The organism is Pseudarthrobacter polychromogenes (genome assembly GCF_014644495.1).
GTDB lineage: Bacteria > Actinomycetota > Actinomycetes > Actinomycetales > Micrococcaceae > Arthrobacter > Arthrobacter polychromogenes.
The window spans coordinates 1-21,072 of the sequence record NZ_BMKU01000020.1 but is presented as its reverse complement, the minus strand read 5'-3'; the positions used below and the strand labels follow the sequence as shown (position 1 = coordinate 21,072).

The following is a 21,072-nucleotide window of genomic DNA, read 5'->3' as shown; positions in this document are numbered from 1 at the left end:
GCCGCGGCACCAGGGTTTACCCCGCCACAGCGGCCTTCGCTGCCTGCGAGGCCTGCATCCACTCGCTCAGCCACGGGGCGCGGACGCTGGAGGTGATCCGGCAGTCGGCCACGAAGGTTCCCTTGGCGCCGGCATCGATCCAGTCCTGCAGCGCGGACAAGTCTGAAAGCGAGCGGATGATCGCCGACTCTGCACCCAAAGCGCGGGCAACACCGCTGAAGTCCACCTCGGGGATCAGCATGGGCTTCTCGGTCAGGCCCTGGGAGCCGTACTGGTGGATCTCGGCCCCGTAGGCGGCGTCGTTGTAGATCACCACAATCGCGCTGCGAGCCGCACCGACGAGCGATTCGAGGTCCGCCAGGCCCATCAGGAAACCGCCGTCGCCGGAGGCCAGCACCAGGGTGCGGCCGTCCTCCACGGCACGGGCTGCCCCGACGGCGCTCGCGAGGCCCAGCCCGATGGACTGGAAGGCGGTCCCCACCATCACCAGGTCCTGCGGCCGCGGGATGTTCCAGTACATGGGGGCCCAGCCGATGAAGTGCCCGCCGTCCTGGACCACCGTGCGGCGCTCCGGCAGCACGGCATCTAACGCCGTGGCGAGGGAGCGCGGGTCCAGCCGCCCGTCCGGGGTCACCTCAGATCCAGGGTGGTGGGCCGGTCCTTCAGCCAGGCGCCGGGACGCTTCCGCGCGCCAGCCTTCCGCCGCAGCCTCGCCATCCAGCAATAACAGGAGGCGTCCGGCAGCGGTCTTCGCGTCCGCGCTGACAAAAAGGTCCACCCGCGGGTGCGTCGGCTGCAGTCCGGCGTCGATCTGGATGACCGTGCTGTCCGGGCCGAGCAGGTGCCCGAACCGCATGGTGAAGGGGCTCAGGCTCGCCCCGGCCACCAGGACCACGTCCGCCTCGCCCATGAGCCCGGCCGCGGTGTCGGTGCCGAAACCGCCGGCCACGCCCAGGTACCCCTCGCCATTGAGGAGGTTGAGCGCCAAGGCGGTTCCGGCGGTCAGTGCGCCGAGCCGGTCGGCGAGCTCGCGGAGCTCCGGGCCGGCACAGGCGAGGTGCGCACCGCGGCCGGCGAGGATCAGCGGCCGCCTGGCACCGGCGAGCAGGCGGGCTGCCTGCCCAAGGCCGCCGTCGACGTCGTCCGTCACCTTCGGTGCGTGCGTCTCGGGAAGGGCCTCGTCCGCAGCCTCGAGAGCCGCGAGGTCGTAGGGGATGGCAAGCACGACGGCGGTGCGCCGGGTGAGTGCGTACTCCACCGCCTGCCGGGTGATGGCGCCGGCGGCATCCCGGGTGACGGTGAAGGTGGCCGCGCCGAGGCCCGCGGCGATGGCCGCCTGGTCCACGTCCTGCGGCCGGGCACCGCTGGTGGGGGCGTCGCCGGTGACCAGCACAACGGGGATCTGCGCCTGGACGGCCTCCGCGAGGGCGGTGAGCGCGTTGGTGTAGCCGGGGCCGTAGGTGGTGGTGCCCGCGGCGAGCCGTCCCGAGGCGCGGTAGTAGGCGTCGGCCGCGGCGATGGCGGCGCCTTCATGCCGGACGGGCGTGAAGCGGAGGCCCTGCTTCTCCGCGGCGTCCAGGAAGTAGACGTTGCCGTTGCCCATGACGCCGAAGACGTCCCTGACATAGCTGCTGAGAACCTGAGCCACGCGGCCGGAGACGGTGAGAATAGTCATGCAGGAAGCGTGTGGCCTGCATCTCACGTTTGCAATACCCGCGAATACTGTTGGGACTTTTGGCAGCAGAATTCTTATAAAGTGAAAAAATGCCCAGCCAGGGTGCGCCAACCGCACTTAGTCCGCTGTGCGGGACTCCTGTTCTGACAGCCGGCTGATGAGGCCGTCGTAGCGGGGCGGCATGAGTTCCATGACGGAGATGGCGGTGCTTGTCCGCTGGATCCCGTCGATCTCAAGAATCTGGTTGGTGATGCGGTGGTATAGCAGCCGTGGTTACACTCGGGTTCATGCGGAGAGTGCGGCCCTGCAAGCCTCTACCCTGCGAACTCAAATTCGACGGTAACTTCGGGATCGACGCTTTCGATGATTCCCGAGTAGAACGCCTTCGCCTGTTCCTTCAGTGCTGCTTCGTTCTGGGTGATGAAATTTTGCTTGTTCTCATCGCTGAGAATGTTGTTGATCATCTGAGTTTGAACGGCTGGCGGTGTCAACCAGCTAAGCGCGCCGCTACTCTCCAGGGGGGTCTCGAAGAAGGGACGGTCAAAGCCTATGCCGAGGAATTTAGGGATAGTCACCCGAAACGACTCCGTGCCATTGGGTTCGATCTTCACCTGTGACCCGTCGATGCCTAATTTTGCATCAAACTTGTACTGGAGCAGCGTCGTTTTCTCGCTCGCGGGCACGACCATGCCGAGAATCTCTCCATTGCTTTCCTGCCTCGCAACACCCTCGATGTGAAGGCTGAGCAAGGCGACCTCCTGCACGCGCGAGACGGCCTGAACTACCTGCGAATCGCGTTCGTTCGAATTACTGGTGAACAGAGAACCGAGCGCGAGAGCGTTGAGTCCACCGGATACGAAAACGGCGCCCGTTCCCGCGACAATCAGCAGGATGATCAGCAGGACATGCCAAAGCAGAACCTTTACTTTGAAAAACTTCATGGCTGCTTTGAAAAAGTTCATGACGATTCAGTCTCCGGTTTTGTTCGACGGCGAAACGCCTTCGGAATTCAGTGGCGTGGAACGGCCACAATGGGTCGCGGCCTTTGGTCCCCATAGAACGGTATACGCAAGCAGGAACCGGTCTATCAGGGCGCGCCCCACCGACTTGGAAATGCGGCTCCGAGCAACGGCGTTCGCTGCTTATGGTGTGCCTGTGGGGCGCTTACTCCGACGTGCGGGATTCCTGTTCGGACAGCCGGCTGATGAGCCCGTCGTAGCGTGGCGGCATGAGTTCCATGACGGAGATGGCGGTGCTGGTCCGCTGGATCCCGTCGATCTCCAGGATCTGGTTGGTGATGCGGTAGAGGTCGGCGGTGCCGCGGGCCACTACCTTGGCCATGAGGTCGGCGTCCCCGGTGGTGGCGTGCACCTCGATGACCTCCGGGATGGCGGCGAGCCCGCTTTCCACCGAGCCGAACCGCGTCTGGCTGATTTCCAGCGAGAGGAAGGCCATCAGTTCGTAGCCGAGTGCGGCGGGGTCCAGCCTGCGGCTAAAGGAGCGGAGGGCGCCGCTGCGCTCCAGCCTTGCCAGCCGGGCGTGGACGGTGTTGCGTGCGACGCCGAGTGTCCGGGAGAGTGCCAGGGCGCTGGCTTCGGGGTCCTTGTCGAGGGCAAGGATGATGCGGCCGTCGAGCGAATCGAGGGTGCGTGAGTTCGCGATGGTCATATTTTCACCACAAGTACCAGTAGTTGAGCAGAAGTCCCACTGGCTAGAGCGTATCTTGCAATGTGGGCCGGGTCACTTCCATAGTCAGTCCTCATGACTGCTGAACAACTCCTGGCCGCTCCCGCCACCGTGCTGCCCGCCCTGCGTGGCGCCGTCACCGGCCTTCCGTCCTACGTCCCGGGCCGGCGCAGCGCCGGCGCGGACATTGCAGCCCTCGCCAGCAACGAAAGCCATTACGAGCCGCTGCCCGCAGCCATCACTGCGGTGGCCGAGGCGGCGGGCAAGATGAACCGCTACCCGGACATGGCCGCCGTCGAACTCCGCGAACGGATTGCCCGGCACCTGGGCGTCACTCCCAATGAGGTGGCGGTGGGGCCCGGCAGCGTGGGCGTCCTCCAGCAAATCATCACCGGACTGTGCGACGCCGGGGACGAAGTGATTTTCGCGTGGCGTTCTTTCGAGGCCTACCCCATCCTGGTGGAGCTGGCGGGCGCCCGGCCGGTCCGCATCCCGCTGGACCACCTTGAGGGCCACGACCTCAGTGCCATGGCCGCGGCTGTCACCGAGCGGACCAAGGTCATTCTGCTGTGCACGCCCAACAACCCCACCGGCGTGCCGATCAGCCACGACCGCATTGAGGCCTTCCTGCGCGCTGTCCGCTCGGACATCCTGGTGGTGATCGATGAGGCTTACGTGGAATATGCCGAAGCGGGCAGTGGCCCCGACTCCCTGGCGCTCTACCGCCAGTACCCGAACGTCTGCATTCTGCGCACCTTCTCCAAGGCGTACGGACTCGCCGGCCTGCGCGTAGGCTACGCACTGGCCGCACCGGCCATCGCCGAGGGGCTGCGCCGGACCGCCCTGCCCTTCGCCGTGAGCGCGCTGGCGCAGAAGGCGGCCGTCGCGTCGCTGGATGCCGGGGAGGAGATGGCAGAGCGGGTGGCCGCCGTCAAGCAGGAGCGGGTCCGGATTGCCGCGGAGCTTGAAGCCCAGGGCTGGAAGCTGCAGCCGAGCCAGGGCAACTTCCTGTGGATCCGTGCCGATGAGGTCCTCCTGGCGACGCTGGTGGAGGCGTTCAATGTCGCGGGCATCATGGTCCGGGCGTACCAGGGGGACGGCGTGCGGATCACCGTTGCCGACCCCACCTCCAACGACCGCGTGCTCCGGCTTCTTGAAGCCCACGCGGCCTGAAACTTAACTGATCCTCAACCCCAACCTGTTCCACCAACACATCAGAGGAATCCTCATGGAACTCCAGACAAAGACGTCTGCCCGCGCCCTCGGCGCGGCCCTCAAACCGCGCCAGCTCACGATGATGGGTCTCGGCAGCGCCATCGGCGCCGGCCTCTTCATCGGCTCCGGTGCCGGCATCCAGGCGGCCGGCCCGGCGGTGCTGCTCTCTTACCTCGTGGCCGGCACGCTCATCATCCTGGTGATGTGGGCGCTCGGCGAGATGGCAGCCGCCAACCCGGATAGCGGCGCCTTCTCCGTATATACCGCCAAGGCCTACGGTCCCGTGGCCGGCGCCACGGTGGGCTGGCTGTGGTGGATCCAGCTGGTGGTGGTCATCGCGGCCGAGGCGCTCGGGGCGGCCGGCCTGTTGGCCACCATCTTCCCCGCGCTGCCGGTGTGGCTGATGGCCTTCGTGTTCATTGTGGTGCTCACCGCCGTGAACCTGACCAGCGTGAAGAACTTCGGCGAGTTCGAGTTCTGGTTCGCCCTGCTGAAGGTGGCGGCCATCGTCGCGTTCCTGCTGGTGGGCTTCGCACTGCTCTTCGGCTTGGTACCGGGCGTGCAGTCGCCGGGCCTGGCCAACTTCATGGGCGAGGGCTTCGCGCCGAGCGGTTTCGCCGGTATAGCCACGGCACTGTTTGTGGTGGCGTTCGCGTTCGGCGGCACCGAGATTGTGTCCGTGGCGGCAGCTGAGACCGCTGAGCCGGCCCGGAGCGTAAAGAAGGCAGTCCGCACCGTGCTGTGGCGCATCCTGGTGTTCTACATCGGTGCGATTTTCATTATTGCTGCTGTGGTTCCTGTCGGTTCGGAGGGGCTGAAGAGCCCGTTCGCCGCGGTGCTGGACGCGGCCGGCATGCCCGGTGCGGCCACTGCCATCACCCTGGTGGCCGTCGCAGCGCTGCTGTCCGCGCTCAACGCCAACCTTTACGGTGCCTCGCGGATGGCGTACTCCCTCGCGGAGCGGGGAGAAGCACCACGGTTGCTTGCTTCCGTGTCCAAGGCCAGGGTTCCGGTTATTGCCGTGCTGGCCAGCGTCGCCTTCGGTGTTGTCACGGTGGTGCTGGAACTGGCGTTCCCCGAGATGGTCCTTGGCGTCCTGCTCAATATCGTGGGATCAACCTGCCTGCTGGTGTGGACATCCGCGCTCCTCGCCCAGCTCGCGCTGCGCCTCCGCGCCGACCGCGAGGGGACGGAGCTTCCGCTGCGGATGCCGGGCTTCCCGTGGCTCACAGTTTTCGGCCTGGTCATCCTCGCGGCGATCTTCACCGTGGGCTTCATCGGTGAGGATTCCCGTCCCCAGCTGCTGAGCACGTTCGGACTCGTGGCGCTGCTGGCTGTGGCTAACTGGCTGAACCACCGGAAACGGGACGCTGCGCAGAGTGTGAAGTCTTCGGACGGTGAGAAGCAGCCGGTGCTTATCGACTGAACCACGGCGTGAGCCCCCTTGGCGGGTTCACGTCCGAGGGGAGCGCCGGCTTTGCCCGGCGCCCCCTCGGCCCGCTTGCGGCCTGCACTCGCAATGCATTGCCCGCGTTCACGTCATGGGATGGAGGGCGGGCGGTCGTTCTGCCGAACACGCGTTGGTGGCCATCCCTGGCTCGTGACGGTATGCAGCGCCATAAGCCACGGGTCTCGTGAGGACAACTTACAATCTGCCCGGGCACGAGTCAGTTCATCACTCCCGACTGATGCCGGACCCGCTTATAGGCCGAGCCGTTCATATGTAACTAGAACGTGTACTCAAAGCCACTGCCGAACATCGATTTCATGATGAGGATTCCGGCTGGTTCGGGAACGTCTAAAACGACGATGCCGGTGGCCTTCTCCCCGGGTCCAATCCCGGCAGACGGCAGTGTGCGGGCATCGTCGATACAGCCATATCCGCTTGCTATCGTAGAAAGGCTTCCATTAAATGTCGTCCCATTGTTGGACACGAACTTGAAATCGTAGGCAGACAAGCCGAAGGTTGGGAACGGAGTTTCAGCCAGTTCCGGCAGTGTCTCGATGGTGACATCAACAAAAACGATGTGACCGTTCTCTGGGGGTTGAGCGTACTGCTGATCGCAAGTCCCTGGGGCAATCGAGTTCACTGTGAACTTGGTTGCGTCCACCTCTTTACCATCGCTAGTTGTTGAGCTAACGGTTCCAACATCGCCGGGTGCCATGACTATGTTGCCGCGGGTCGATTTCTTGGCGGCGTCTTTGGCAGGAGTCTGAGTCGCTGGCGTCACTGCTTCCGCCGAAGGTGCCGCTACATCACTCCCGGCCTTGCTGTTACCGTTCCCACAACTGGTTAGCCCAAAGCTTGCAGTAAGAAGAGTGACTACTGCTGCTGTCTTCAACGATGAAGATTTCATTGAGGTACCCCTACAAAAGGTTTCTAACGCGTATTTTGCCGCTGCCAATATTGTGCGCCAAACCTAAGAGGGTTGGAGCACGGCGGCCGAAAAGTTTGATTAATTAGGTGGTTAGGGGTTTTTCTGGGGAGTTGCCCAGCTTGCGCCCCTAACGGGGTGCGGGCCTTCACAGATGTGAGTGTTAAGGTGTGGCTTCGCTACGCGCGTCGGTGACGCCCTCCAATGCTTAAGTTGCTCCCTTACAGACCGTGAAGGTGGCCTTCAACAGGCAGCCCATTGCCACAGCCGGAAACGTGTTGTAAGTATGTGCTCTAATTCGAATTGATTCGTGAGCTACCTTGGCTTAACCGGGGCCCCTACTGCTATTCCTTCTTTGGAGGCCATATGACACCCGAACAGATGAGCGGCGTATTGAGCTCCGTAGCTGCCTTGCTGGGTGCGGTACTTTGGCCGGTGCTTGTGCTCGTTCTTCTCATTATGTTCAAGTCCGAGTTCCGTAAGCTCTTGAAGTCTGATGACGTGACCCTCAAAGCGGCCGGGTTGGAGGCTTCATTTCAGCGCAAGCAAGTAGAAGCTGCGGTGGCTCTTGGTGCCGCAACAGCCAAGCAGGCTGCGGGGCAGACGCCTGAGGCAGCAACAAGCCCAGCTCGAGTTGCCGATGCGCTTGCTCAGGCGCTTCCGGATGAACGCACTCAGAAGCATCTAGAAGGTTCAGTTGTCCTCTGGGTGGATGACCGACCTGAAAACAACGTCTATGAGCGCCAGGCGCTGGAAGCCTTGGAAGTCAGGATAGATTTGGCAGAATCGACGGATCAAGCCCTTGCGCTACTGCGGCAGCAGTCATACGACTTAATAATCTCCGATATGGGCCGCCCGCCAGACCGTCGAGCCGGTTACACGTTGCTGGACAAATTGCGGGCGTCTGGTAATCAGACGCCGTTTCTCATCTACGCGGGATCTCGCCTAGCGGAGCATATCCAAGAGGCCCGTGATCATGGTGCCCTAGGGGCCACGAACCGCCCACAAGAGTTAATTTTGATGGTGGTAGGGACTCTAAGCTCTCGTCCGGCTGAGCGGTAGTGGTGCGGCGACCCTCCGGAGTCACGGGATCATGTTGAAGCCGCAGCTAATGTTTCTGAACGACACCACCGTCGATCTAATTCCCCGGTGGGAGAACAGCCTCAATGTAGTCCGCTCAGGCCCGAGTTCCCGCTATTTCACTCTGGCGAGGTAGCAGAGCCCTCATTTCGCTTCCTCCAAAGGTGGTAGCACTGGCCGCGATGCTGTGGTTTGCGGGAAAGTAGTTTCGCTGTAATGCTCACTCCATGAGCCCTTGGTTTGATCGCCGACAGCCAGCGCCTGCACCAGTTGCCGCATCTGTCCATTATGTGTCCGCGTCCACCAATATAAACGCCACACGACAAGAGGTCTGGAACTTCATCAAACCTGCTGAAAGCAGTGTTCTTGTCGATCCTCAGGTGGTGAGGGGCTTTAGCGCCCCGGGTGTTGAAGGAGCAGGTGAAATCCAAGTTTTTATCTATATCCGGGACGGAATCGAGCACCTTGCTGCTATCGAGGTGGAGCACGTGATTCCATACGAACTAGCAGTGACCCGTACCATCGGGGATCCAGATTCATCCGCCCGAAGCCGCGACTTCTTGTATGACGCGGACGAGGGCACGACCGTTCTTGAACGTGGTCAGTACTTCACGCTGCCGGGCGAAGCCGTGGGCCAGTTCAGTCAATTTGAACGGCATTTCAAACTTCAATGCCAGCAGTATGTTGAACGCGTTAGAGCGGCAGTCGAACGAATGTGAGTTCCAAAGTACCGCTTCATGACCATTTAAGAACTATCGCCGGCAAGGTCTGCTTCAGTTCAAATCCAGTGAAGTAAAAGCCCTCTGAAATTCCTGGGCAGCCGCTATAAAGCGCATGGGGAGCCAGTAAATCGCCTTGTCGATGATCTAACCGCAGAGGGTGCATCAGCGTCGCCGTCTTTATTGGCTGAAGGCAGCGATAAGTCAGCGGTTCCAGAGCTGATGCCTGTATTCGTTGATTAGTTGAGCTTCCACCTGAAGGGCCTGGGCTCTAGTCTCGAACGTCTGCCAGCGAACTTCCAGTCCTGCATGGTCAATTGCTGAACGCGCAGCCGCCTTCGCCCTCATGGGAGTGCCTGCAAGTGCTTCGTCCAGCCGTGCTTGGAGCCACGTCGGATCTTCCAATGCCCTATCAAAAGCATGTTCTCCCAAGCCGGAGCCGGCTCCCTTGCCGCTTGCATAGATTGTCAGCCGGCCACGGAGTCCGTTGCCCTTCCGTTCTCCAGCCATACCGACGTACACAGGGCCGCGATGAGGTTCCGCCGCGATGCGGAACATGTATACGCCAGGAAAGCGCGGAGCCACTTTGAGGGCATCACTAAAGGGAATCCATTGCGACCAGGTGCCATGAGTTGGGTCGGCTACTGCACGGGCGACGGCAGGCTTGGGACTAGGCCTTTCGACTCCAGGCAGATGGGCTGAAGTTACTCGGTCACTTGAAAGTGCCGAGAGATTAGGAATACGCCGTCCGCGTTGCGTTGCGAGTTGCTCGACGTAGCTCGGCTTGAGGAACCAATTGCCTCCATGTTGGGGAGGAACCTGTCGAGCACCTGCAGGGCGTTGGTTACGCAGCGTTTGCCGTAGCGTCTTCGCGCTGATCCCGAGAATGGCTGCAGCTTCTTCAGCGCTGACTGAATAGTCGTCCACGTGGACATCCTGCCTTACCAAGGGAGCTTTGCAATACAAGGAACGGCCTAGTGAACTAGGCAGTTTAGTCATCCGCGGCGGCTTGGGTGCCACCACCCGCCAGGCCCATAAACATTGTCCGGTGCAGGATGTCCACGTGTTTCCGAGAGACCTCCACGGCCTCCTCAACCTTGCCGGCGCGGAGGGCTGCCACGAGCGCGATGTGGTCATGGTTGGACTTGTGCAGCTTTTCGATGGGGTAGGGGATGAAGTAGTCGTAGAGCTCGACGAGCGTTTCCTGATACACCTCGACGGCAGTGCCCATTGCTGATGCCGTCCCCACCAGTTGGTGGAACCGCTCGTCGGCCTGATGGTACGCGGACCAGTCGGTTGCCTCGGCCATCTCACGCGTCAGCCGCTCCAGCTCATCCAGCTGGTCGGGAGTGGCGTTGACCGCCGCATAGTGCGTCACCGCGCACTCAAACAGCAGCCGCCGGTCCACCAGCCTGTTCACCGCCTGGGACTCCGCCGGCGACGCCGAGAGCTCCGCCAACACATCCGACGGCGGCGAATCCGCCACAAACGTCCCGCCGGCCCGGCCGCGACGACGCACCACCACCCCCTGCTCCGCCAGGCTCGCCAATGCGCGGCGTGCGGTGATCGGGCTGACCGAAAGACCCAGGGCCACGTCCTCCTGGTCCGGCAGCCGCTCGCCCGGCTTCAGTAAACCAAGCGAAATCGCCATCCCGATCCGCATCCGCACGGCGTCCATCGCGCTGCGCCGGTCCGTCCCGGGCATCCTGCCGGCGCCGATGCGCGGGGGCTCGGCGGTGTCCTCCAGCTGACGGGTCATATCCGCTACTTTACGGCCCACGCCGCCCCCCTTCCTTTATTGGTTCATTCTGATCTAATATAACCCGGATCACACCCCAACGCGGAGACAAACCCATGCAACGCACCCTTCCCCTCATCGCCGCCCAGGCCCGGCCGCGGCTCATCGGCGAACCCGTCTCGGCCTTCGCGGACGAGGTCAAGAAAGCCCTCGAAGCCCAGCCGCACAGCAAGCTGGTCGTCTTCCCCGAGCTCCACCTTTTCGGCGACGAAGACCCGGACCTGCAAAGAACCGAAATGCTCCAGGCCTCCGCCGAACCACTCGACGGGCCGCGGGTCAAAGAACTCAAGCAGCTCGCCAAAGACCTCAACATCTGGCTGGTCCCCGGCAGCGTCTGTGAACGTGGCCCGGAAGGGCAGCTGTTCAACACCCAGCTGGTCCTGTCCCCGGAGGGGGAGCTGGCCGGCTACTACCGGAAGATCTTCCCCTGGCGCCCGTTCGAGCCGTACGATCCCGGCGACCGGTTCACCACCGTGGACCTGCCCGGCATCGGCAGGGTGGGCCTGAACATCTGCTATGACGCCTGGTACCCGGAGGTGTCCCGCCAGCTCGCCTGGATGGGCGCCGACGTGATCCTCAACGTCGTCAAGACCACCACCCCGGACCGCAAACAGGAACTGATCCTCGCCAAGGCCAACGCCATCGTCAACCAGGTGTTTATGGTCAGCGTCAACTGCGCCGGCCCCACCGGCCAGGGCAAAAGCATCATCGTGGACCCGGAGGGCAACACCCTTACAGAAGCACCGGACGATCAGCCGCAGCTGCTCACCGCGGAACTGGACCTGGCCGCCGTCGACCGCGTCCGCACGCACGGCACGGAGAACCTCAACCGCCCCTGGTCGCAGTTCCGCGAGGGGGAGCCCGCCGTCGAACTTTCCGTCTACCAAGGCCGGATCAACCCGGCCACCTGGACACCGCCGTCCTACAAACCGTAAGGAAACACCGTGCCAACAACCCTCACCCGCACGCTGAAGCTGCCCTCGCTGGTCCTGTTCGGGCTGGCGTACCTGACCCCGATCATCGTCCTGGGGATCTTCGGCATCATCGCCGAGACCACCGGCGGCGCCGCGCCCGCCGCGTACCTGGTGGCGCTGGTGGCCATGCTGTTCACCGCGCACAGCTACGGCCGGATGGCCGTCGCCTACCCCGTGGCCGGCTCCGCCTACACCTACGTCCGCCGCTCCATCGATCCCCGGGTCGGGTTCCTGGTGGGCTGGGCCGTGCTGCTGGACTACCTCTTCCTGCCCATGGTCATCTGGCTGATCGGCGGCTCCTACCTCAGCGCCCAGTTCCCCGGCATCCCCATCGGCGTCTGGATCGTGGGCTTCATCGTCATCACCACGCTGCTGAACATCCTGGGCATCAAGGTGGCGGACAAGGCCAACTACGTGCTGATGGCGTTCCAGCTGCTGGTCCTCGTGTTCTTCGTGGCGCTGGCCATCGGCAGCGTGGTCTCCGCCAACGGAACGGGGGGACTGGCCAGCGGGCAGCCGTTCTTCAATGACACGGCCAGCTTCGCCACCATCTCCGCCGGCGCGGCCATCGCCGCGTACTCGTTCCTGGGGTTCGACGCCGTCACCACCCTCACCGAGGAAACCATCAACCCGCGCCGCACCGTGCCGCGCGCCATCATGCTCGTGGCCCTGATCGGCGGCGGCATCTTCGTGGCGGTGTCCTACGTGACCCAGCTGGTCCACCCCGGCGGCGTGTTCGAGGACGCGGCCTCCGCGGCCAGCTCCATCGCCCTGCAGATCGGCGGGCAGCTGTTCGGCGCCGTGTTCCTGGCCGGCCTGGTGGTGGCGCAGTTCGCCTCCGGCCTCGCCGCACAGGCCAGCGCCTCCCGCCTGCTGTACGCCATGGGCCGCGACTCCGTCCTGCCCAAGGCGGTCTTCGGCCGGCTCAGCGAGAAGTTCCACACCCCGGTGGCGAACCTGGTGGTCACCGGCATCGTGGGCCTGATCGCGATCTTCCTGGACGAGGCCACCTCGACGTCGTTCATCAACTTCGGTGCCTTCACCGCCTTCACGCTGGTGAACGCCTCGGTGGTGTTCCACTATGTGCGCCAGCGCCGGGCCGGGCAGCAGCTGAACCCGGTGTCCTACGTGGTGGTCCCGGTGATCGGCGCCCTCATCTGCGCCTACCTGCTCTCCCGGCTGGACAGCAACGCCATTACGCTGGGGGTGTCCTGGCTGGTGCTGGGCGTGCTGGTCCTGGCCCTGATCACCCGCGGGTTCAAGGCGTCGCCGCCGGAGATGACGGCCACGGAGAAGGCGACGGTCGAGGCCGCCGCCTGAGCCCTACAGCTTTGGTAGCTTGGCCTGTTGGTTGAGGGAAGGAACAGTCGTGAGGATTGCGCTGGGGCAGCTGGCGTCGGGCGCCGACATCCGGGCAAACCTCGCCGCGATCGACCGGTTCGCCGCCGAGGCAGCGCGCGACGGCGCCGTGCTGGCCGCCTTTCCGGAGTACGCCACCTACGAGAAGAAGAAGGTGGACGCAACGTTCCCCGCGGTGGCCGAGCCGCTGGACGGTACCGTCTGCCGGGAGCTCGCCTGCATTGCCCGCCGCCACCGGATCGCGCTCGTGGCGGGCGTGGTGGAAACGTCGGACGAGCCGGGCCGGGCGTACAACACCCTGGTGGCGTTCGGGCCCGACGGCGGCCGGCTGGCTTCCTACCGGAAGATCCACCTTTTCGACGCGCAGGGCTTCGGGGAGTCCACGTTCATCAAGCCCGGCCCGTCCACCGATCCGGTGATGTTCGAGCACGGGGGAGTGCGGTTCGGGCTGATGACCTGCTACGACCTGCGGTTCCCGGAGCTGGCCAGGTCGCTGGCCGACGCCGGCGCGCAGGTCCTGCTGGTCTGCTCGTCCTGGGTGCCGGGCGAGCACAAGACGGAGCAGTGGCTGTCGCTGAACGCGGCGCGCGCGATCGAGAACAGCGTCTATGTGGCGGGGGTGTGCCAGTCGCCGCCGGTGTCCGTGGGGCGGAGTGTGCTCGTAGACCCGATGGGTGTTGTGGAAGCGGACCTTGGGCTGGAGCCTGGCGTGCGAACGGTGGAGGTTTCGCTGGAGACGTTGGAGCGGGTGCGGGAGTCGTTCCCCATGTTCCGGCAGCGGCGGCTGTAGTCCTTGGTGGCCGCGAGAACATCTGCTTGATGCAGCGCGTTCCCCAATCCGCTACAGCTCACTGGTATTCGGCAGTGCCCGTTGTCGAATCGGAATGTTCTGGCGGTTGCTTAGTCCTGATTAGGGCAGTATGCAGTTCGCTCGGTGATGTAAGCGCTCGCTGGGATGGCTTCGGCCAATCCGGACAGCGGGGTCTTCTCCGTCTACACCCGCGAAGGCGTACGGGCCGGTAGCTTGCGCCAGGGGGGGCTCTGGCTGTGGTGGATGCAGATGGTGGTGGTGATCGCGGCCGAGGCAGTGAGCGCGGCTGGGCTGTTGGCCGCGATCTTCCCGGCCCTGCTTGTGTGGCGGATGGCCTTTGTGTTCATCGTGGTGCTCACCGCGGTGAACCTGACCAGCGCGAAGAATTTCGGTGAGTTCGAGTTTTGGTTTGCGCTGTAGAAGGTGGCGGCGATTGTCGGATTTTCTGCTGATTGGTGCCGCCCTGCTTTTCGGCTGGCTGCCGGGCGTGCAGTCGCCGGACCTGGCTAGCTTCATGGGTGCTGATTTCGCCCCGAGCGGTTTTGCAGGGATTGCCATGGCTTCCGTGTCGAAGGCTCGGGCCCTGTGGGTTGCGGTCCTGGCCAGCGTCGCTTTCGGCGTTGTCACGGTGGTGCTGGAGCTGGCTTTCCCCGAGAAGGTCCTTCCGGTCCTGCTCAACAGCGCGGGTTCGATGTGCCTACTGGCGTGGACCTACGCACTAGAGACATACTGATCGACTGCGGACCCGATGCACTTGCCAGAGTTGTCAGCGGTGTCAATAAGTTCACACGGCCCCACGGCATGGCTCTGCGTTGCGCGATGGAGTAACGGAGGCACCGGGCGGTCGGACACTACACTGATAGTTTTCGGGAGCTGAGGCGCGGACAGTAGACCGGGTTCTTCTGTAGTCGTATGTTCAGCGCCGCCGCCTTAGATGTCGCGCAATCATGCTACTTTGGCACCACACAAGACTCGAGTAATGGTTTACACATTTAGCCAGACATCCGTAGCAGCAGAAAAGGCGTGCCATATGAAGTGGAAGTTTCGGGTTTGCAAAAAAGAGTCTGAAATTCCTCTGGGCGCTTTCGATACCGCCTACCTTGTTCGTGACAGATGGAATGATTACGGCTTCGGTACTCAGTTTTCGTTGTACGTCCGAGATAAAAGCGGCGAGCTAATCATGATTGGTTACGTCAAGATCGGTCGCGCGGGGATGAAGTTGAAGCCGGGCGTCTTTGGAACCCTATTCACGGAAATAGACGATAATTTTAGTGCCCTGGGGAATGAATATTTCTCGGTCGGGCAGGATAGAGAGTACTACGAAAACTTGATCAAGATTCTTGGTCGGGAAAGAGCGAGTGCTCTGCTCATAAGTATTCGCGACGTTACGTTTCACGATGAAGCGATTAGCAAGTTTGGCGAAGAGGAGGTCTTTACTAACTCACTTTTTCGATCTATAACTACCGCCGTCGTGACAGACCAGTACCGACGGATCATCCAGGGAGGAGTATCTAAGGAATTCTTCAGCCTTAGGTATAGTTGGCCGGAAGATCGCTCACGAAAAAGGCCGGTTTTAGACTTAGAGTTCGAGGTTCATCCAGACTCGTACCCGCCGACGAACGTCCATGTCCTAATTGGATCGAACGGAGCGGGCAAAACCCGTGCGCTAAAGGGGCTTGCTGCGTCAATGAGCAGAACGGACGTGGACGGTTCTGGGCGTTCGGACAATTCCATTGCAATGCACAAGCAACTGACTAGCCTTGTGTCGATTAGCTTTAGTGCCTTCGATATCTTTTCCGATGAGATGCAAGCAGTGTCCAATGACCCGCGTAAGCGTGTCCAATATGTGGGGCTCCAGCACCCTGAGGAGGATCGCCGCATGTCTCCTCAGGAACTTAAAAGCGTATTCAGTCAACGATTGAATGCGTGTCTCGTAAAAGGCAAGCGGGAAAGACTTACTCAAGTTTTTCGCTTCATAGAACGCGACCCGGGGCTGGCCGGTATGCAAATCTCCGATCTAAATGGAATTAAAGAGCGGCTGAACTTCGACATCCTAAGCTCAGGACACAAAATTGTCTTGCTCACGCTCGTAAGCCTTGTCGATTTGGTGGAAGAGAAGACCTTGGTGTTAATAGATGAACCAGAGTCTCATCTACACCCTCCTTTGATCGCGGCCTTTACACGTGCCTTATCTTGGCTGCTAGCGGATAGGAATGGCGTGGCAGTGCTAGCTACGCATTCTCCCGTGATTCTTCAAGAGGTCCCCCGTAGTTGCGTGTGGAAGATCAGCGCCTCAGGGGCCGAGCTTCGCGTTGATCGACCGAGTTTGGAGACGTTCGGGGAAAACCTCGGGGTTCTAAACCGCGAGGTTTTCATGTTAGAGATTGAGCAAACTGGCTATCACGAAATGCTGGCAGAGGTGGCTTCGAGGAGCTCTACGTATGATCTCGCGGTTGCGGAATTTCAGGGGAGTCTGGGGCAAGAGGCCAAGTCAGTCCTCCGAGTTTTGATGATCAGCAAGGACAGGCAGTCGCATAAATGATTCTGCTTGAAAAGCCTGCCGATGATTCCGTAGTAACTCTGCAAGCCTGCATGAGCGGCATCAGGAAACTTGATGCCAAGCCGCGATTTTTATCATACGAGCAGGGGCTGCTCGAAGAGGTTAAAGATTTCGAAGATGCGTGTTCACTTGGCGAGCACCGAGCTTTCACTTCAAAACCTTTCACTAAGGGTCTGAAGAAAGATATGATCTGGCTTTACGATAACCGGTTGCTCAAGGCTGTTGCCGCTCGACCAATTTATGATCGTCTGATTTTATTAGCGCCACGACGAGTATGCCCTATATGTCACCTCGCCATCGCTGACACTCTTGACCATTGCCTCCCCAAATCTTCCCATCCACGGCTCGCTGTTACGCCGCTGAATCTTGTTCCCTCTTGTAGCGCGTGCAACTTGTCAAAAAGCACGGAGAGCTCCGGCGGCGTCAACCTGTATTTAGACGGTTGGATCGACCAAGAACTGTGGCTCGAAGCTAAAGTTTCCGACCCACGTCTGCCTGAAAGCGTAGAGTTTTTTGTGGGCCACCCTGGCCGCTGGTCCAATGAACAGCAGAACGCGGTAGTGGCTACGTTTGATTCCTGCAACTTGGCCGAGCGGTACGCAGTCTGTGCAGCGTCTGAGTTCAGATCTGCTATTTTCGGGATTCAGAAAGTCCTTCGTGCTGGGACAATGGATGATGTGAACGATGTGCTCTCCGATGCCGTGGAGTCGGCTGCTGCTGATCGGATAAACGGGTGGAAGCACGCGGCCTACCGGGCATGGCTGAGCGTCGTCGATGAAATACCTTGGCTTGGTGAAGACGGGGGGAGTTAACTTCGTCGCCACGAGCGTGCTGTCACAAGAGCAACGAAGCGCGCACGCTGATATCGGCCGGCTCTTAGGAAAGCAAGAGCTCGGTCCTAGAAGGGCTCAGCACGTCTATCAGTCAGACCGGAACAGGAAGAGCATTAACGACCGGGCGCGGCAGTTTTTCCCGCTGTTCCCGCGGGGCCCGCTACGAGAGCCTACGGGCGTGGAGCTGCAAGTGTATCTTTTGCAGGCCGGACGGGCGGAAAATCTTGTGCCTACGAGATGACAGGCAAGTTACAACACGAAACGGAGAGTGTACGAGGGTTTCGAGTAACACAACAAGGCTTTGTGATTACTAAGCCTCAACGAGCTCTGCGTCCACATCCATACATACGAAGATGTTCGTCGTAGTGCCCGCCGCCTAGCAGAAGTGATTCGACCGAGTGCTTGTGTGCATTAGGCGGCGACCGCCGGGAACACCACGATCGATCCGTCCTTGTTCCGTTCAATTTCTATTGCAACGTCAGCTTGTCCGCTGCCTCCGTTCAGGCCAGTTCCAAAATCACGCAGGCGGTATGCCGCCTTTAGCAGGTTGTCCACTTCTCCCTGAGTGACCATGAGGTTTAGGAAACCGCCTCCCCGCCTCAGTTCTATATTCGACAGCCGGGAAAGAACCGCGTTGATACCAGCTTCCAACTCATTGATACGGTGCTCGTCGTCACGTAGTGCACCGATGAAACTCTTGAATGGGTTCTCCCTGTCCTGTTGAGCGTGCTCGACCGCCTGGAGGACCAGCACGCGACGTTTCAGGGCAATAGCAAGCCGAGCGATCTCGAGGTGGGCCCGAAACGTTCCGCCTTCCTCGTTAATACCGGGAAATGACTTCGTCAGCTGATCCAGCTCGACCGGCCCCTCAGGGATCGCCGCCAGCGCATCCTGCCATTTACTGAGTCTGCGTTCTGTTGCGTGGATGACCACGCTAATTGCATAAGACGAGGAATCTAAGCCCAGGGAAAGGCCCACCCGACCCCGATCGAGAAGGACGGAGGTCGCTTTATCGATGGCGTCACGGCAAGCGCCAAGCTCGCTGCGTTCCTGCTCTAGCTTATCGTCGTGTAGCTGCTCCAGCAGGTCAGTAATCCGCTCAATCGCTTGCTGTCGCTGGTGTTCGGCGTGGGCGCTCACGCCCACGGCAACCGCCATCAGTACGAGGGGCGCAGCAACTGTCAGCGCCCCCGCACTAGCGACCGCGACACCAGCGGTTGCGGCCGATCCCGTGGCTGCCCCCGCGACTGCTGCCTGACCGGCAACTGGAACAAAAGTGGCCTGTGCTGCAATGCCGCTCGAGCTGCGAAGAGCGCTGTGGATGCCTCCCGCCATCGCCTTCGAAGCCATGGGCTGCACGAGTCCGCTTCCTACCTGAGCGGCAACCTTTGCCGGCACAACCATCCGGTAGAGAACCTCACCGCTGGCTCCGATGTTCAGCTTTGAGGGGGCCGTTTTTGTGGTCTGAGAGACGAGCTGAGCTAGCTGTTGTGCGAGGGGACTGGCCGATCCCAGCGCAATAGCGCCCTTTCGATCACGTGGGGTGGTTATGGGATGTGCCTCAAGTGTCGCAACGGGCGAGGCGGCAAGTGCTGCGAGGGCGGTCCTTAGTTCTGCGAGTCGAGGCGGAGTCATCTCTCCCTCGCCCAGCACATTTGTCACGCTGACCGGCTCCGTAGAGAGCGCCCACACTGGCACGAGGTCCTGATTATCACCGGTCACGCTTTGTCCCCTCTGAAAATGAAAGCCTTTACTAGCGATGGTAGCTACACCATTACGGACATCAGAATGCATGACCGTATCGACCGCCGCCGTGTCGTGTTGACGATTCAAAGTCGCCCTGGCTGGCTGTTGTGTGATGTCCAGTGACAGATTCGCGGGTGAGCACCGTCACTATCGGCCGTTTGGCACCGGCTTCCACGCCTGGCTGCGCGACAGCGCGAGCTTGAGCTCGCGCCCGCCTGCCTCCTCCAGCAACCCCGAATCACCCACAACCACCAGCAGGCTACGGGCACGGGACAGTCCGACGTAGAGCTGTTCTCGGGCCCGGCCCACGTCCTTGAATCCGTTGACGCAAAGGACAACGACAGACCGTTCCAGGCCCTTGAAGCCCAGCACATGGCCGTAGAACTCACCCTCATTGGCGTGGAAGTCCCGCCAGTACTCCTCCGTGGCGCCGCGCTCGAAGTAGTCGAGGTGGATCGGGTGCCGGTCCTTGGTGGTGAGGAGGGCAATTTGGTTATTCGCCCAGCCCTCGTCGATCAGCGTATTCAGGCAGTCCTCTGCGACATCAAGCGCATCTTCCGTGGGGCAGTCCACGAACCGCACCGGCAGGCCGGTGCTGCCGCGGGGCTTGAAGTAGTCACCGGCGAAGGGTTTGAATGTGTCGGCGATTCTAAGGGTGTTGCGCAGGTTGTCGTCGATGTGGATGGGTACCAAGGTGGCCATCGGACCATTGGTGAGGTCCGCCGTCGCGCCTTCCCACCGCTGGTAGACGTCCTGCCGGTCATCCATAAAGGCGTACACCTCACCAGAGTCGGGATCGGTGGTGCAGGCGAGCAGCGCGTCCCACCAGAGAGGAGCGAAGTCCTGCGCTTCATCGACGATGACAGCGTCCAGCCGCTTTTGCGGCGCCATTCCGACTGCCAGATCCTTCAGGAGGCGGGGCATCTCGACGTCGAAGTAATCCTGCCCCGACCCGTCGGGAACGCCGAGCCCTCGAACATATTCGTGGAATTCCCCGGTGAACACAGGCTTTGCCTGCCGCCAGGCCGCCACCCGGTCCTGGAGGTACAGCCCCAGGCCCTTGTTGTAGCAGAAGAGGCCGACGCGCTTGCCCTGCTTGCTGAGCATGCGGGCTTTTTCGACGGCGAGCCACGTCTTTCCGCTGCCGGCGCCTCCGGTGAAGCGGATGCGGGGGAGTGACCGGGTGGCCTGGAGCAGCGTCGCTTGCCGCTCGGTGAGTTGCTCCTGTGCCGCCTCATCCTCCTCGAAGGTGGTGGAAGCTTCGACGCCGGTGTCCAGGTTTCCGCCGAGCTTGCGGACGATGCGCTCGAGGAAAGCCGGGGCAAGTGGGGCGGCGCCGCCGCCTTCGTTCTCAATGGCCATGCGGACGAGTTCGGCGGGGGATTTGCTGTCAGTCCTGTCGAGGATGAGTGAGCGGGGGCAGCCTGCCATGATCCAGTCGGTAGGCACGTCGGTATAGGCCAGGCTGACCATGTAGGCGCAGCGGCTGCTGATGCGGGAACCGAGTTGGGTTTCAAGCCAGTCTTTGAGGGCGTGCAGCGAGCTCTGAGACTGCGCGACGGGGCTCTTGATCTTGCGCTTCTGGTTCCGGTCGGACTGGTACCACTGTCCTTCGGCAATAGTGATCTGGCCGCCCTTGACCTCGATCGTTGCCATACCCACATTCGGCCAAAGGACCAGCAGGTCAATCTCGTATTCATTACGGCCATCGCGGACGTGGACCGAGTGGGCCAGGGCGCAATCATCGGGGAGACTGTCCTTCAGGGCACTCCAGACAGCCTTTTCCGCCAGCTGTCCCTCACCGAACTCCGGCTGTTCCGGAATGCACCGCATTACCGCCCCCACACTCCTGAACCGGACTCCCGGTTTCGCTCATCCAACGTTAGCGGAGTTGCCCGATCTGGCAGTGTGCTAGGGCCGCGAGTAGGTCGTGTTGTCCCGGCAGTCCACTCGAGGGGCACGGTGCCAAGCTTCGGTAGATGTACGGGGGGAGCGCAGAGATTGGTTCTCCCACTGGTGGAGTCTTACCTTCATGAGCCTTATCCCACCCGTTGTATTCAAGGTTTCGAGTAGTGGCCGCGTTACGATTCGCCTAGTTTTGGAAAGCTTGACGAGGAGGGCTCTGGCTCAGGACTAGGATTAGGAAACTGAGCGAGAAAGCGTATGGGGGGGGACTGCCCCCGGTTTTGTTGACTCCTTGACCTAGCGAGCTTGTGCTCGTGGAAGGATGTTGACCATGCC

The 21,072-nt window shown here is 61.6% G+C and carries 19 protein-coding genes and 1 pseudogene; 11 read left to right on the top strand and 9 right to left on the bottom strand.

Going from position 1 to position 21,072, the window contains the following annotated elements:
• Nucleotides 1-16: 16 nt before the first annotated feature.
• From IEX43_RS19685 to IEX43_RS19675, 4 genes and pseudogenes are all read right to left on the bottom strand, one after another.
• The gene (locus IEX43_RS19685) at nt 17-1,675 is read right to left on the bottom strand and encodes a thiamine pyrophosphate-binding protein (RefSeq protein WP_188813889.1); all 1,659 of its coding nucleotides are present in this window, start codon (nt 1,673-1,675) and stop codon (nt 17-19) included.
• Nucleotides 1,676-1,792: 117 nt separating this feature from the next.
• A pseudogene (locus IEX43_RS20525) lies at nt 1,793-1,933 on the bottom strand (Lrp/AsnC family transcriptional regulator); the annotation flags it as partial.
• Between the two features lie 56 nt (nt 1,934-1,989).
• Nucleotides 1,990-2,637, bottom strand: a complete 648-nt coding sequence (locus IEX43_RS19680) for a DUF4230 domain-containing protein (protein WP_174175743.1) — start codon at nt 2,635-2,637, stop codon at nt 1,990-1,992.
• A 202-nt stretch (nt 2,638-2,839) separates the two neighbouring features.
• Nucleotides 2,840-3,343 (bottom strand): Lrp/AsnC family transcriptional regulator, encoded by a 504-nt coding sequence (locus IEX43_RS19675; protein WP_188813887.1) that lies wholly within the window; start codon nt 3,341-3,343, stop codon nt 2,840-2,842.
• A 93-nt stretch (nt 3,344-3,436) separates the two neighbouring features.
• On the opposite strand from IEX43_RS19675, the gene hisC reads away from it, so the two are divergent.
• A complete protein-coding gene (hisC, locus tag IEX43_RS19670; RefSeq protein ID WP_188813885.1) occupies nt 3,437-4,534 on the top strand; it encodes a histidinol-phosphate transaminase in 1,098 nt (365 codons plus the stop codon).
• 55 nt (nt 4,535-4,589) lie between these two features.
• Nucleotides 4,590-6,002, top strand: a complete 1,413-nt coding sequence (locus IEX43_RS19665) for an amino acid permease (RefSeq protein WP_188813883.1) — start codon at nt 4,590-4,592, stop codon at nt 6,000-6,002.
• A 301-nt stretch (nt 6,003-6,303) separates the two neighbouring features.
• Here the strand turns inward: IEX43_RS19665 and IEX43_RS19660 are convergent, their stop codons facing one another.
• The gene (locus IEX43_RS19660) at nt 6,304-6,933 is read right to left on the bottom strand and encodes a DUF4352 domain-containing protein (RefSeq protein WP_188813881.1); all 630 of its coding nucleotides are present in this window, start codon (nt 6,931-6,933) and stop codon (nt 6,304-6,306) included.
• A 384-nt stretch (nt 6,934-7,317) separates the two neighbouring features.
• Here IEX43_RS19660 and IEX43_RS19655 point away from each other — a divergent pair, with 384 nt between their 5' ends.
• On the top strand, nt 7,318-8,013 hold the full coding sequence (locus IEX43_RS19655) for a response regulator (RefSeq protein ID WP_188813879.1): 696 nt from the start codon (nt 7,318-7,320) through the stop codon (nt 8,011-8,013).
• A gap of 245 nt (nt 8,014-8,258) precedes the next feature.
• A complete protein-coding gene (locus tag IEX43_RS19650; protein WP_188813877.1) occupies nt 8,259-8,750 on the top strand; it encodes a hypothetical protein in 492 nt (163 codons plus the stop codon).
• Nucleotides 8,751-8,954: 204 nt separating this feature from the next.
• Here the strand turns inward: IEX43_RS19650 and IEX43_RS20400 are convergent, their stop codons facing one another.
• Both IEX43_RS20400 and IEX43_RS19640 read right to left on the bottom strand, forming a co-directional pair.
• Nucleotides 8,955-9,677, bottom strand: a complete 723-nt coding sequence (locus IEX43_RS20400; RefSeq protein ID WP_229666560.1) for a hypothetical protein — start codon at nt 9,675-9,677, stop codon at nt 8,955-8,957.
• Nucleotides 9,678-9,741: 64 nt separating this feature from the next.
• Nucleotides 9,742-10,509, bottom strand: a complete 768-nt coding sequence (locus tag IEX43_RS19640) for a FadR/GntR family transcriptional regulator (RefSeq protein ID WP_188813875.1) — start codon at nt 10,507-10,509, stop codon at nt 9,742-9,744.
• Between the two features lie 95 nt (nt 10,510-10,604).
• Here IEX43_RS19640 and IEX43_RS19635 point away from each other — a divergent pair, with 95 nt between their 5' ends.
• From IEX43_RS19635 to IEX43_RS19610, 7 genes are all read left to right on the top strand, one after another.
• Nucleotides 10,605-11,483, top strand: a complete 879-nt coding sequence (locus IEX43_RS19635) for a carbon-nitrogen hydrolase family protein (protein ID WP_188813873.1) — start codon at nt 10,605-10,607, stop codon at nt 11,481-11,483.
• A gap of 9 nt (nt 11,484-11,492) precedes the next feature.
• A complete protein-coding gene (locus IEX43_RS19630) occupies nt 11,493-12,842 on the top strand; it encodes an APC family permease (RefSeq protein WP_188813871.1) in 1,350 nt (449 codons plus the stop codon).
• 49 nt (nt 12,843-12,891) lie between these two features.
• Entirely contained in the window at nt 12,892-13,671 is a 780-nt protein-coding gene (locus IEX43_RS19625; protein ID WP_188813869.1) for a carbon-nitrogen hydrolase family protein, read from the top strand.
• A 165-nt stretch (nt 13,672-13,836) separates the two neighbouring features.
• Nucleotides 13,837-14,112 carry a hypothetical protein gene (locus tag IEX43_RS20395; protein WP_229666559.1) on the top strand — a complete coding sequence of 92 codons (276 nt, stop codon included), beginning with the start codon at nt 13,837-13,839 and terminating at the stop codon, nt 14,110-14,112.
• Nucleotides 14,113-14,125: 13 nt separating this feature from the next.
• The gene (locus tag IEX43_RS20390; RefSeq protein ID WP_229666558.1) at nt 14,126-14,425 is read left to right on the top strand and encodes a hypothetical protein; all 300 of its coding nucleotides are present in this window, start codon (nt 14,126-14,128) and stop codon (nt 14,423-14,425) included.
• Nucleotides 14,426-14,671: 246 nt separating this feature from the next.
• Nucleotides 14,672-16,234, top strand: coding sequence for an AAA family ATPase (locus tag IEX43_RS19615; RefSeq protein WP_188813867.1), 1,563 nt, complete (start codon nt 14,672-14,674; stop codon nt 16,232-16,234).
• Complete coding sequence (locus tag IEX43_RS19610) at nt 16,231-17,064, top strand: HNH endonuclease (protein WP_188813866.1); 834 nt, start codon at nt 16,231-16,233, stop codon at nt 17,062-17,064. The genes IEX43_RS19615 and IEX43_RS19610 overlap by 4 nt, the downstream gene beginning before the upstream one ends.
• A gap of 432 nt (nt 17,065-17,496) precedes the next feature.
• Here the strand turns inward: IEX43_RS19610 and IEX43_RS19605 are convergent, their stop codons facing one another.
• The gene (locus tag IEX43_RS19605) at nt 17,497-18,918 is read right to left on the bottom strand and encodes a hypothetical protein (RefSeq protein ID WP_229666557.1); all 1,422 of its coding nucleotides are present in this window, start codon (nt 18,916-18,918) and stop codon (nt 17,497-17,499) included.
• A 60-nt stretch (nt 18,919-18,978) separates the two neighbouring features.
• Nucleotides 18,979-20,664, bottom strand: coding sequence for a nuclease-related domain-containing DEAD/DEAH box helicase (locus IEX43_RS19600; protein WP_188813864.1), 1,686 nt, complete (start codon nt 20,662-20,664; stop codon nt 18,979-18,981).
• Nucleotides 20,665-21,072 lie beyond the last annotated feature (408 nt).